Source organism: Marisediminitalea oceani, assembly GCF_003731635.1.
In the GTDB taxonomy this organism is placed as follows: Bacteria; Pseudomonadota; Gammaproteobacteria; order Enterobacterales; family Alteromonadaceae; genus Alteromonas; species Alteromonas oceani.
This window is the reverse complement of the sequence record NZ_RCUA01000065.1, coordinates 145,785-159,768: the sequence shown is the minus strand read 5'-3', so window position 1 is coordinate 159,768 and position 13,984 is coordinate 145,785. Positions and strand designations below refer to the sequence as shown.

Genomic DNA, 13,984 nt, shown 5'->3' with positions numbered 1-13,984 from the left:
TTGATACTTATTGAGCCTTCTCCCCAGCTTAGCCAATTTCTTGGCTAAGCTGGAAGGCGACCAAACCCAAACGGAGAAGACTCAATGCAATTTTATACTAACTTACATCCTTTTTACTGCGGAATCGATCTTCATGCGCGAATGCTCTACGTTTGCATCCTCGATGAGCGTGGCGACATTCTGGTTCACAAGAAGATTAAAGACTCGCCTGAACAGCTTTTAACACTGCTTTCTCCCTATCTGGGGAATATCATAGTCGGTGCCGAATGTATGCATTGCTGGTATTGGCTCAGTGATTTTTGCGAACAGCACAACATCGACTTTATTCTTGGCCACGCCTTGTACATGAAAGCTATTCATGGCGGCAAAACCAAAAATGATAAAATTGACGCGTATAAAATTGCCAAGCTTATGCGGGGCGGCAATTTCCCTCTGGCTTATGTTTATCCGAAGGAAAAACGGGCTATCCGGGACTTATTACGAAGACGAACCCATGCCATGCGCCACAGTGCTGAATTAAAAGCCTTTGTTAAGAATGCGCTTGCCCAGTACAACCTGCCTCTTCCCGAAAAATCAGATTTAAGTTACACCACGGGCCGGGATGCTATGCGCGGCTATTTTCCTGACCCACTGGTACAACGCAGTGTGGATATGAATCTGCGTCTGATTGAAATTTATGACCATGAAGTTAGCAGTATCGAATGTTATGTAGAGAAGATAACTAAAAATGACAACGGCCGTGACTATCATCTGCTACGTTCATTGCCGGGTGTCGGACGGGTTTTGGCTCTGACAATTCTTTACGAGATTGGCAATATCCAACGCTTTGAGAGTGTTCAGAAGTTCGCCTCCTATTCACGGCTGGTCAAATGCAAAGCGGAATCAGCAGGCAAAACATACGGTACTCAGGGCAATAAAATCGGTAATGCACATCTTAAGTGGGCATTCTCGGAAGCAGCGGTGTTGTTCTTGAAAGGCAACCCACGTGCACAAGCATATCTCGCTAAGTTACAAAAGCGCATGAGTAAAGCAAAAGCACTCTCGGCCCTGGCCCATAAACTCGGGCGATGCATGTATTATATGTTGAAGAATAAAACGGTGTTCGACAGTGAACGCTTTTTAGCAGGGTAAGTCGCGCAGGCAGATGAGCTGAAAATCTAACTGGTCGAATGGCGAGTATCATGTTTATCACTTATTTAGGCATGTGAACCTGCAATGTGATGAACTATACCGGTGTCCACAGCCACCACGCTTTGATTAGACATCTGCCTGTTGCGCAACAATACCCTGTGCTAAATCGCTTGCACCTGCACTGAGCCTTCCACTAACTGGCGAGAATAATCAGCCATTACGTTTTGAATAGTGCCAGCATCAGGTTAACCGATGAATGTCTAGTGCCCCTGCGCCCGCCACGGATTGCCCGGCAGCAGGCAGCGATGAGATCGCACTAAGAGAGCCTCTATATGTGTTTGCCGCAGGCGAAGCCTGACGATGACCATGACAGATGAAGTTAAGAGGTTTAGCACAGGGACTTGAACTGGCTGCTGACGCAGCCAGAGAATTGTTATTACCTATTGACGGGAGTTGGGCTCATATGGGTTAGGATTAAAAATAAAATGAGTGAATAAAAACCGTTGCCGGCAGTTAACCATTTAATTAAATCAGGAAGGGAACACCGAAACGAGCTGATCAAATGATCAAACCCGCCCGGTGGGGTTGGGACTGTTTTAATCTGGCTTCAGCGCGGTTTTTCGTTGACCCGGTAAGCCAACTGCCGGCGGGTAACGCCAAGATATTGCGCCGCATGAGTCAGGTTACCTTTCGCTTTTCTTACGGCGGCCTCGAACAGTTGCTGTTCGTGGCTGGCTAAATCAAACTCGCCTTGCTCAAGCAGCTTATCGTAAAACTGGGTATCCATTTCCGGTATTGCACTGAGCGGCTTAACCAGCCCTTGCTCATCAACTTCACTAATACGTTCCTGGGTATCCTCTAAATCCGGCGGGCTGACAAACAAATGCTCCAACTCAATTAAGCCGCCATCCGTTGCCAGCAGTACACCGCGTTCAATCACGTTTTCCAGCTCGCGCACATTGCCCGGCCATTCATAGCGTGTCAGCACCTGCATTGACTGGCCTGACAATCCTGTCAGGCGCTTTTGGTAGCTGGCAGAAAAGCGCTCTATCATGGCGTTGCAAAGGATAAGAATGTCTCCCCGTCGTTCTCTTAAAGGCGGAATGTTGACCGGGTAGGTGGCAATACGGTAATACAGATCGGCCCGGAACTGACTGTCTTTAATGGCTTGTTGAAGGTCAACATTGGTCGCGGCAACCAAACGCACATTCACCCTACGCACCTCATCATCGCCGAGTCGTTCTACTTCACCGGTTTGTAATACCCGCAGGAGTTTAACCTGCGCCGATAAAGGCAAATCACCTAACTCATCCAAAAACAAGGTACCGCCATCGGCGCGCTCAAAGCGCCCTGGGCGGGATTCCTGAGCGCCAGTATAGGCCCCTTTTTTCACCCCAAAGAGTTCCGCTTCAATCAATTCATGGGGAATTGCCCCGCAGTTGACGGCAATAAAAGGCTTTTCGCTGCGACTGCTGTGCTCATGTAACCAACGGGCAAAGACCTCTTTACCCACGCCAGTCTCGCCAAGCAACAGCACGTTAATTGGCGAATCCGCCGCTCGCTTCAGCAAGTTCAGGGCACTGGTAAATTCGGGCGAGGCGCCCACCAGGCCATCGGTATCATATTTTACCTGACGCTTACCACGCAGCTGGCTAAGTTCTTTTTCGATTTCCCGTAATGACGGGCTGAGCGGATCGTCACGAAATAATTCAATATAGTTCTCATCATCCCAGCAGTCTGCGGGTTTGCCTACAATCTTGCAGTGATGATCGCCCTTACACATGCATTCAATTTCTTTAAACACAATAAAACGGCGGAAAAAGCGGCTGGTATAGCCTGACGCATATCCCACTATAGTCCAGCAGGCAGCTTCTTCAGATAAGCCCAGCGACTGCAAATGCGCTTCGGCTTCCCAGGAGTTCTCAACGATGACTTCGCCAAAAAACCGCCCGGTTTCCCAGTCGATTTCAGCTTCGGTGATGTGCGAGCGCACGTGCCCTTCAAAGGCATGCAGCTCAGGCCCAATGCGAAACACATCGTAGTTATTTTTGTTATCTGCCAGCTTGTGGGCCAGGTCGGCATCCTGCTCGCCAGCAACAAAACCAATACGGATGAGCATCCGCTTGGCGGACTCTGCGTCAAGGTAATCAAATAACTTGGTGCGCATTTCCATCAGCGCTTTGGCATGAAATAACAACAAACGGCTTTCGCCCAGCCAGATCTTCCCTGTTTCCTGGTTAAAACGGAGTTTAGAGCGAAGGTCGAAACGATCGACTACTTCTTTTTCTTCCTGCGCTATTTGTTGATCTGCAATCATACTACTTTCCAACAACAGGGGGGATGGCGGCTTATATCGCCATCATACCCCTTTAACATTAAAAGTGTTAACACTTTACTTACAACGTAGTTTCAATTAAGCAAAATACTTACCATTACTGCAATTTATACTTAAGCACTTTTCTGTACGGTAGTTCCTGGCATTAAAAACCTGGCCAGCGCCGGCAACAAAATTAATGCACCCAACATGTTCCAGATAAACATGAAGGCCAGCAAAATGCCCATATCAGCCTGGAATTTAATTGGCGAGAGCACCCAGGTTGCTACGGCAATGCCCAGTGTAATCCCGGTCAGTACCACCACTTTACCGGTAAACAACAATGCGTCGTAATAAGCTTCAGACAGCGATTTACCATCCTGTAAGCGGGACTTCATGACGGTGAGAATATACAACGCGTAATCCACACCGATACCAACACCAAGCGCGATAACCGGCAATGTAGCCACTTTCACACCGATGTTGAGCCATACCATGAGTGCCTGACATAAAATAGAAGTCAGCATCAGTGGCAAAATGGCGCACACCACGGCCCGCCATGAGCGGAAGGTAATAAACGCCAGGATAATTACAGCACTGTACACATACAGCAGCATCTGGGTATTGGCTTTTTCCACCACGATATTGGTGGCGGCCTCAATGCCCGAATTACCTGCAGCGTTTAAGAACTGGAATTTTTCGGTATTGTTTTGCTCGGCAAAGGCCTCTACGGTCTGCACCACGTCATTAAGGGTGTCAGACTTGTGATCCTCCAGATAAGCAAAAATGGTCAGCAGGTCACAGTTCTGGTTAAACATTTCTCGCGGGGCACGGGTAATGATGGCGTTGAGCATGCCTTGTGAACGGGGTATGCCATACCATTTAAGGTTACCCTCGTTCATGCCCGCGTTGGCCACTTTGGCTAAACCGGCCAGCGACGAGGTGGTTACCACTCCCGATAACTGCCGTAATTCCTGCTCTAAAGCATCCACCGCCATCAGGGTATCGTAGTGAGCACAGGCGTACTGCTCTGTCTTAACCATAACCACATACACGTCCGAACTGGTAGCATAGTTTGCAGTCATAAAGGCATTATCAAGGTTATAGCGAGAGTCCGGACGCAACTCCGGCGCACCCTGATCGGTATCACCGATTTTTACATTGGCGCTGATCATACTGCCACCGACGCCTAGAATTATCGCCCCGATAACAGTTACAGTGGCGTACTTCTTCCGGGTAAACAGATCCAGGAATGCCCACAGCGGATGCTTGCTGTGTGAAACGTCCGCTTCATCCCTTAACTCTGCATGGATGCTGCGTTTTGCGGCAGACTGGGCAACCCCGGTGTAAGACAGTAGCACCGGTAGCAAAATCAGGTTGCTGAAAATGAGTACGGCGACACCGATACTGGCAGTGACAGCCAGGTCCTGGATGACCGGAATATCAATGACCATCAGTACGGCAAAACCAACGGCATCAGAAATAAGCGCAGTAATGCCAGCCAGGAACAGGCGACGGAAGGTATAACGAGCCGCCAGTAACTTATGAATTCCGCGACCGATATCCTGCATAATACCGTTCATCTTTTGCGCGCCATGACTCATGCCAATGGCGAACACCAGAAAAGGTACCAGTATCGAATACGGATCCAGCTCATAGCCAAGAGTCGGTAATAAACCCAATAACCAGACCACGGCAATCAGCGAACAACTCACCACCAGCAACGTACTGCGAATACAACGGGTGTAAATAAACAACACCACGGTGGCAATACCAATAGTGATCGCAAAAAACACCAGTACCTGTTTTAGCCCGTCGATTAAATCGCCCACCACCTTGGCAAAGCCGGTGATATGTATCTCAATACCGTCTTTCTGATATTTCGCTCTGAGCTCTTCAAGCTTTGCCGAGAACGCATGGTAATCCAGTTGGTTGCCTTCGTGATCCATTTCCCGCAAAGGCACCAGAATAATACTGGAAGCATAGTTGCCAGAAACCAGTTGCCCCACCTCACCAGAACGCTCGACATTTAACCGTACCTGATCCAGGGATGCCTGGGAACCGTCATAGTCATCCGGAATAACCGGCCCACCATCGAGTCCTTCTTCGGTTACGCCGGTCCAGCGTACCGAGGGCGTCCACAACGACTTCATAAACGGCCGCTCCACCCCAGGCATCAGGAACAATTCGTCATTTAATTCGCGAAGTGTTTCCAGATAATCGGCATCAAAGATTGAACCTTCGGTGTTATGCACGGCAATACGCAGTGCATTACTGGTATCGGAAAGTTGTTTGCGATTGTCCAGAAAGTTAAGAATATACGGGTGATTGCTGGGGATCATTTTTTGAAACGCAGCACTTAAGGTAAGTTGTGTCGACTGATACCCCAAAATCCCGGTCACGACCAAGCATAATAGAATAATCAGCGGTCTGAAATTAAATATAGCCCGCTCCAGCACCCGTCCGGAGCTGGTATCGAAGTCTTCGAGATGACGAATTAAGGTCTCGCCTTGTGTCTTAGACGTAGTATGTGTTGTCATTATCGCGCTCCCCTACTCACCAGATTGTCGTCACTAACCGGATGCGAACCGCGCGCGGTTGCAACGGCATAGCCGCTTTGCGATTGAATAATATCGGTGATACCACCAAAGGGTGCCTGGCCCATCAGGCTGAAATTTTTTGCCGAGTCGGCACTGATAAACAGTTGTCCGCTTTGGTCCGCCAGCATAATCTGACCGTCAGAGCCAACCAAACCACTGGTCAGCGTGACTTCGGACCCCAGTTTCACCCGTTTCCAGCGACCTTTACCTTTACTCTGACGCCATACGTTACCGCGCAGGCCATACAACAGGCGGGTGCCGTCATCAAGCAGCAGACCATCAAAAAAGCTGCCGTAGTAAGGCGTGTCGAGCTTCGTGAAAGTGTCGCCATCATCTGCAGAGGTAAATACCGCCGCCTGTTCACCTAAGATAATCAGTTCGTCATTGGAGCGAACCACCTTGTACAGGTGTTTGCCGGCAGGGTTTGGTAGCCGGGCAATTATCGAATACCAATTATCACCACCGTCATTGGTGGCATAAGCCAGGCCATAAGCACCGATTGCCCAGCCATCAAACTGATTAGCAAAGAAGATATCCAGAATAGGCTTATCCGCTCCTTCCTTAATCAGATACCCTGCATTACGTCTAGCGCGCTCGCCGCGTTCATCACCGGCTGCTACCAGCGATTCGGCTTCAGCCATGGCAAGTTGTGCGGCCTGATAACCATCCAGTTGCACCTGCCAGGTGTTACCACCATCAGTCGTCACCAAAATGACGCCGCTATGACCGGCTGCCCAGCCGTTTAACGGGTCGCTGAAGGTTACCGCAGTCAGGGTTACCGACACCGGCACTGATTTCGCCTGAGTCCAGCTATTTCCCTCATCTTCGGATAGCAGGATAACGCCGCGTTCGCCTACAGACACCAGTTTGCTACCAGCCCTTGCGAGGCCTAGTTGCAGTGTATTTACACTGGTTTTATTTTGTTTGGCGGGGGCATCCAGCACATCCACAAGTGTAGATTCGGCTTCGTTCTCAGCTGAGGCGTGAAGCGGTGCGCACAGCAGTAGAAAAGTGAAGAAGATTGAGGGCAATGCAAAGCCGAACAAGCCATCTACGTTCATTCGTTTCATGATAACTATCTCTGTTACATCACAGGAATGGCCCGCTGACGCGGGCCTGTGCTTTAAAGCAAGGTGGTTAGCGTACGGCGTCAGCCGCTACAGCATCACCGGTAAAGAACGTCTCTGGCTTAGTATCCACCACAAAGAAGCGCTCACCATTGAGAGACTGAATCACACTCATGGTTTTTGCCTGCAGGTTGAAAACCGTGGCCGTTTTGACCAGTACTGCGGGAACAGACGGCAGTACAAACGGTGTAACCTGCGTGGTTCTCCACAGGTTGCCTTCAGCATCATAGCCGTCCATCAGCAGGATCACCCAAGAGTCTTCATCGATGTAATAGGTACGGGTTGGCACCGCATGACGTTTACCTTCGCCTATCTGCGCTTCCACTTCCCAAACGCGGTGTTTTTCCCAGCGAACGTGTTCAGGGTTTAAATGAAACTCAGCAATAGCCTCATCCGCATCAGACGCAATAAAGCCATTATTGTTGTAAGGCACCAGCATTTCCTTTTTGCCTTTCAGCGTCCAGCTGTAGCGGTCAATGTGACCCAACAAGCCCTGTACTTCGTCGAAGTAGTTAGCACCGGAGGCAACAAAGTCCGGGGTATCATAGGCTACGGTGGGGGCTCGACGCACACGACGCTGACCTAACAGGTACTGCCACGCTTTACGCGGACTGTCGGCATCAATGCTATCGCGGATAACCAGTGACTCACCGGCTTTAAAAGGTGGTTCCATGGTGTTGAAACGAAACATGGAGTATTCGCCGTTCCAGTCATCGGCTTCCGCATCTTCGTAGTAAGGCGGGTACTGGAATGAAATTTCGTTGCGGGTTGCCAGCGTGTGCGAACCATCGGCATTACCCACAATGTTTTTAAAGGTATATTCTATTGAAGGCGCTTCCACACGTAGCAGGAAGTTCCACATTACCTCATTACCATTTTCAGGCATAGGGAACGGAATACCACCGATACATCCTTCCAGGCTGTAGCCTTGTTCGGCAAGCGTACAGTTTTCTACATTCGCCTTAATCGCATCGTAAACCGGCTCTGGCGCCGCTGCCGTGCGGTGGGTTGGATACACGTCAAGATAAAACGTATCAGGGTACTTTTTCAGCAGTTCGATGGTACCGTCAGTCAGTTGTTCAGCATATTGCTGATAGTTACTGGCGTCGACCCGATATAATGGCTTCTCGTCTTTGAACAGTTCCAGTGGAATGTCACCGGCGTGTTCACCGGCGACTTTTTCAGTCAGCCCACCGGTCCATGCCGGAATTGAACCGTCGGCGTTGCCGGCCATAGTGCCACCCAACGGGTTAAGCTCGGTGCCCAGTTTGCTGACATCAGTGCCAGCTGCAAAAGTGGCGGGAACAACGGCCAGGGTTACGGCCAGTGTCATTGCGTTACGAATTTGATTAAACATAATAATTCTCCTGTGCTCGATCGTTAGAAGGTGCGCTGTACAGACAGCGAGATGAAGTCACGATCGCCGTGGAAGTTTTCATAAGAAAGCGTAGGTACCGGTGCGTCATACTGGATCACTGATCCGGCATCGCCCAGATACTTGTTGTAAGTCATGGAGAAGCGCCACATACGGTTGTAGTCACCTTTTAAGCCCACACTCACGTTACCGCCGTGCTCGGAAGGAAACAGCACGCCATTGACCGATGAACGGCCCTCAATGCCAAAGCCAAAGCCGATAGGCACCTGCATATCCAAACCCGGCATGACCTGGAAGTAATCCGGCGTGAAGATAAACTGAATGGCACTGGCGTCTTTGGTGGCCAGCGGATCGAGCTGATCAGCATTTGCTGAAATATTTAGCCGGCGGTTAAAGGCAAACTCACCAATAAAGGTGGCCGCATCCCACAGGCTGTTTTCATTCAAAATGGTGATCATCGAGGCATTGAAATGGAAGGTATCACCACGAGGGAAAGCCGAATTGTCACCGCCATCAGCAGTGGTATTGCCCGGCAGGATAACCGTGTTACCCGTGGCTACCAGTGACATATCCTGACGCACCGACATTTCTGCCGCTACGTTGGTTTCACCGACCAGGGTACTGACACTCAGGCCATACACTTTGATGTCTTCAGCAAAGACCTGCGCATAATCACCGATACCGCCTTCCTGGACATTGATACCGGGACGCACATAGAATTGCGGCATTTTGTCGTGGAACTGCGCGGCGTAGAAGCCAACCTCGTAATCGTTAATTTTATAACGGGCCTGAAAACCGAACTGGCCGGAATCATCGGCGACAATGTCTTCGCTGCGGTGCACAATCGCGCCGGGGCCAAGAATAACGGTTTCACCGCCCTTATCGACAAAATCGGCAAACGCAAAATAACTGCCCGCTGCAGGCAAACGTGACTTACGCCATTCAAACTGATAGTAAGCAGCCAGGGTCAACTTGGAGTTTACCTGCAACTGAGCAGCGAACTGACCGGTGGGACGGGCGACTTCCTTGAACTCAGACTGGGGAACCGATAACGCGCGGGCTAAATCCAGCCCGGTCATGGCACCGGCGACCGCGTTTGAACCAAAGAACAGACTCTCACCGTAAAGCTGAGCAAAACGACCGGCTTTGAGGTTAATTGACTTCTTACCGACGTTAAAACCACCGTACACAAAGGCATCCAGAATTTCGCCATACTGGCCGTGTAAATCCTGCGTCTCCTCGGCGAACTCACCGGCTGGTACAGACTGCGTATTAACCAGCGCGCCATCGTAGTAGCCCGGATTATCATTGCTCTCGTGATAAACCGAGTCGTACCAGGTAGCGGCACTGATACGCATGCCGTAGCGACGCTTGTAACGCAGATCAAACTCTGAAAACAGATCCAGACGACTGGAGACCAACCCTTTATCAAAGTTGAGGTCACCGTCGTTGGTATTAGCCTGCGGGCCAATTGATGCATCGGCGACGTCTCTCTCGGCCGGCGCTACGCGGAACATAGCACTGTATTTCACAGTATTATCCCAACGAATTCGCAGGTCGCGGTTGCCCGTGTCAATGGTTGCAGCCTGAGATTGCGCTGAGGCCAGAAGGCCCAGGGCAACGGCTGCGGCGAGTGCGTTGCGAGGCAACTTATTGTTGTTTTGTTTCACCCACACTTCATTCATAGCGTTCCTCCTCGAATGTTTCACTATGCTGAGTTGCGCGACCCGGATACCTCACCTCACAGCCTGTTGCGACAGCGAACCTCTGTCGCAGCAAATAGGTTGGATACTGTTAAATCACGCGTTGTGAACGAAATGTATATTTGCTGTTAATTACCTTCCAATACTATTGACGGCCCTGCTTGATACCTTTAAGGTATTACCAATTTTACCGAGCCGGGATCCCTGCCATGGATATTCGTCAGATCCGTTACTTTGTTGCCGTTGCTGAAGAGCGCAATATTGGCCGCGCAGCGAAGCGGTTATTTATCTCTCAGCCTCCCCTGACAAGGCAGATCCAACAGCTCGAGGATGAGCTGCAGGTAAAGCTGTTTGAGCGCACCGCTAAAGGCGTAGAGCTGACTTCGGCCGGCCAGTTATTCCTTAACGAATCACGCAATATTCTGAGTTTGATTGAGCAGGCGCAGGAGCGTACGCAACGGGCAGGCAAAGGCCAGCTGGGCCGACTCGATGTGGCCATTTTTGGCTCCGGAATTCTCAACACCATTCCGGATATTCTTAAGCGGTTTAAGACCGCTTACCCGGGCGTAAATATTGTTCTACATCAAATGAGCAAGGCAGAACAAATTGAAGCGCTGCGGCAAAAACGCATTTCGGTGGGCTTTAACCGCCTGCTTGCGCCACTGCCAGATATTGATTCCACCATGATTTTGCAGGATAAGCTGATGGTGGCCGTGCGTGATGATCACCCGCTGGCCACTAAATCCCTCATCAACCTTAAAGAGCTGGATAATGAGCCCATTGTGGTATTCCCCAAAGGGGCTCGGCCTAACTTTGTTGACCTGGTCTCGCGGGTATTTCAGGAAGCCGGGGTGACCATGAATATCACCCAAACGGTCATTGATGCCGTCACCGGTATCGCGTTAGTTTCAGGCGGTTTTGGTTTTTGTTTAATCCCCAGTTCTGCCAGCGTGTTGCAATTGCCCGGGGTTAAATACATTCCCCTTGGCGGTTTACCGGATAACGCCACCGTAGATTTAAGCTGTATTTACCTCAAAGACGATCACTCACCGCTACTCAGCGCCTTTTTAGCAGTGGTTCACGAATACAAAAGTCAGTTGAACCATCACACGTCATTCTCTGCCGCCAGAGAATGACACTCAGCTCATCGGATGAGCTGTAAAAGTCCTTACGCCTTCCTGTTGCCAGCCACCGGTTTAAGTCATTTTATATTATGTATTAGTAAGTTGTGGCGTAGTTGAGACAATCTGACCCCGTTGCGTTTTTGTGTGATCCGACAAATTTGTTGATTGACGACAATTAAAACAAGTGTTTAAATTTGCAAAATTCAAACGCCCGTTTAATTCATGTGTTTAAATCGGGATTTGCCTCATAAATAAACTCAGGGGATACATTATGCTCTTTTGGATTATGGTCGCGGCACTGATTTTCGTCCTGTTTCAGGTTAAATCATTGCGTCAACAGTGGGTCACCGGCCCCGCATTTAAACTTTTCAAGAAGGTATTACCACCGCTAAGTCAAACCGAGCGGGAAGCCATGGAAGCCGGCTCAGTGTGGGTAGAAGGCGATTTATTTTCCGGTAAACCCGACTGGGAGCGCCTGTATTCCATGTCATTGCCTCAGTTAACCGATGAAGAGCAGTCGTTTTTAGATAATGAAGTGAATGAACTGATGGGCATGATTGATGATTTCGACGTGATCCACAAAGACAAAGACTTCAGCGAAGATGCCTGGCGTTATATGCGGGAAAAAGGCTTTTTCGCTATGATCATACCTAAAGAGTATGGCGGCAAAGCTTTCTCTGCGCTGGCTAATTCAACCATCGTATCGAAAATTGCCAGCCGTTCAGTAAGTGCCGGCGTGACCGTTATGGTGCCTAACTCATTGGGCCCCGGTGAATTGCTAAGCCACTATGGTACGCAGCAACAGAAAGATTACTGGCTCCCCCGTCTGGCTGATGGTACGGATATTCCCTGTTTTGCGTTAACCGGCCCCGAGGCCGGCTCTGATGCGGGCGGCATTCCAGATACAGGCGTAGTCACTATGGGCGAGTACGACGGTAAGGAAACCCTCGGGATCCGCCTTAATTGGGATAAGCGCTATATTACCCTTGCCCCGGTAGCCACCGTTTTAGGACTGGCGTTTAAACTCTACGATCCGGATAAACTGTTAGGTGAAAAGGAAAGCATTGGTATTACCTGTGCGCTTATTCCCACCAGCCATCCGGGTGTAGAAGTGGGCAACCGTCATTTACCGCTTGAGCAGGCGTTTATGAACGGTACTACCCGCGGTAAAGACGTATTTATTCCGATTGACTGGATTATCGGCGGACCGGATTATGCGGGCAAAGGCTGGCGCATGCTGATGGAATGTTTATCAGCCGGCCGCGGCATTTCGTTGCCAGCCTTGTCTACCGGTAATGCTCAGCTCAGCGCACAGACCACGGCCATTTATGCCAGCATTCGCCAGCAATTTGGTTGCTCACTTTACGAGTTTGAAGGGGTTCAGGAAGGCCTGGCTCAGCTCTCCGCCAATGCTTATCAGGCCGAAGCGGTACGTCACCTGACCGCAGGCGCAATCGACTTAGGCCAGAAACCCGCGGTAGTGACGGCCATTGCGAAATTTCACATGACGGAAGTTGCCCGCCAGAGTATTAATATCGCCATGGATATTCACGGTGGTAAGGGTATTCAGATGGGCCCGAACAATTATCTGGCCTCGCTGTATATGGCCATGCCGGTTTCTATCACGGTCGAAGGGGCCAATATCCTGACCCGAAACCTGATGATATTTGGCCAGGGTGCGACTCGCTGTCATCCCTATGTATTCGACGAGATGGTGGCTGCCGCCGAGCCTGACTTTAAAACCGGACTGGCGCAGTTTGAGCCGTTACTGTACAAACATATCAAGTTTGCACTGGGTAATGCTTTCGCAGCTTTTGGCCATGGTTTAACCGGCGCACGCTTTGCCTCGGCCCCCAAAGACGATGCCAACAAACGCCACACCCAGCAAATTCAGCGCATGAGTAAAGCCCTTGCGATCTGTTCTGATATTGCCATGCTGATGCTAGGTGGTGAACTTAAACGCCGTGAGATGTTATCAGCCCGGTTAGGTGATGTATTAAGTGAACTGTATCTGTCTTCAGCGGTACTCAAACACTTTTACAGCCGTGGTGCGAACCCTAAAGAGCAACCGATTGTTGATTACCTTATTCAGCAGTCTCTGTGTAACTGTGAGATTGCGCTCAAAGGTTACTGCCGCCATATCTCCAACCCCGTAGTTGGTGCGTTGATACAGCGCCTGATTTTCCCGTGGGGCAGTGCTTACAATCCACCTAAGGATAAGCTGAAAACGCAATTGGCGCTTAACCTGTGTCAGGATAAATCACTGCGCGATGCTATTACTCCCATGTGTTATGTGGGTAAAAATGAAGATGATGCCGTTGCCGTGCTGAACCAGGCTATGGATGCCATCGACGCGCTCGCGCCGTTAGCAGCCAAAGTCAAAGCCGCGCAACAGGCTAAGACCCTGCCGCGCAAAGGCAGTATCTTCCAGTTACGCGAGAAAGCGCTGGCTGAGCAGGTAATTACCCAGGCCGAGGCCGAGCAGATCGCAGCCGCAGACGAGTTGCGTAAACAGGTCGTTAACGTTGACGAATTCGACTTTGACCTTGGTCTTGCCCAGGGTAAAGGGGATGACGTGAAAGTGAGTGATGCTGCCTGAGGTATTAAGCA

At 50.2% G+C, this 13,984-nt stretch carries 8 protein-coding genes; 3 read left to right on the top strand and 5 right to left on the bottom strand.

Translation table 11 applies throughout. The annotated features are described in order from the left end of the window. The first annotated feature begins 84 nt into the window (after nt 1-84). Complete coding sequence (locus D9T21_RS16795; protein WP_123324454.1) at nt 85-1,131, top strand: IS110 family RNA-guided transposase; 1,047 nt, start codon at nt 85-87, stop codon at nt 1,129-1,131. Nucleotides 1,132-1,738: 607 nt separating this feature from the next. On the opposite strand, the gene D9T21_RS16790 is transcribed toward D9T21_RS16795, so the two are convergent. The 5 genes from D9T21_RS16790 to D9T21_RS16770 form a co-directional block, all read right to left on the bottom strand. Further along, complete coding sequence (locus D9T21_RS16790) at nt 1,739-3,448, bottom strand: sigma-54-dependent Fis family transcriptional regulator (RefSeq protein ID WP_105936027.1); 1,710 nt, start codon at nt 3,446-3,448, stop codon at nt 1,739-1,741. A gap of 131 nt (nt 3,449-3,579) precedes the next feature. Further along, complete coding sequence (locus tag D9T21_RS16785; protein WP_123326201.1) at nt 3,580-5,985, bottom strand: efflux RND transporter permease subunit; 2,406 nt, start codon at nt 5,983-5,985, stop codon at nt 3,580-3,582. Beyond that, the gene (locus D9T21_RS16780) at nt 5,985-7,115 is read right to left on the bottom strand and encodes a WD40/YVTN/BNR-like repeat-containing protein (RefSeq protein WP_123326199.1); all 1,131 of its coding nucleotides are present in this window, start codon (nt 7,113-7,115) and stop codon (nt 5,985-5,987) included. Before D9T21_RS16780 ends, D9T21_RS16785 begins: the two co-directional genes overlap by 1 nt. Before the next feature lie 67 nt (nt 7,116-7,182). After that, on the bottom strand, nt 7,183-8,529 hold the full coding sequence (locus D9T21_RS16775; protein WP_123326197.1) for a DUF1329 domain-containing protein: 1,347 nt from the start codon (nt 8,527-8,529) through the stop codon (nt 7,183-7,185). 23 nt (nt 8,530-8,552) lie between these two features. Then, complete coding sequence (locus tag D9T21_RS16770; RefSeq protein ID WP_123326195.1) at nt 8,553-10,232, bottom strand: DUF1302 domain-containing protein; 1,680 nt, start codon at nt 10,230-10,232, stop codon at nt 8,553-8,555. Between the two features lie 227 nt (nt 10,233-10,459). Here D9T21_RS16770 and D9T21_RS16765 point away from each other — a divergent pair, with 227 nt between their 5' ends. Together D9T21_RS16765 and D9T21_RS16760 are read left to right on the top strand one after the other, a co-directional pair. Then, entirely contained in the window at nt 10,460-11,386 is a 927-nt protein-coding gene (locus D9T21_RS16765; protein WP_123326193.1) for a LysR family transcriptional regulator, read from the top strand. Nucleotides 11,387-11,645: 259 nt separating this feature from the next. Further along, on the top strand, nt 11,646-13,973 hold the full coding sequence (locus D9T21_RS16760) for an acyl-CoA dehydrogenase (RefSeq protein ID WP_123326191.1): 2,328 nt from the start codon (nt 11,646-11,648) through the stop codon (nt 13,971-13,973). Nucleotides 13,974-13,984: the final 11 nt, after the last annotated feature.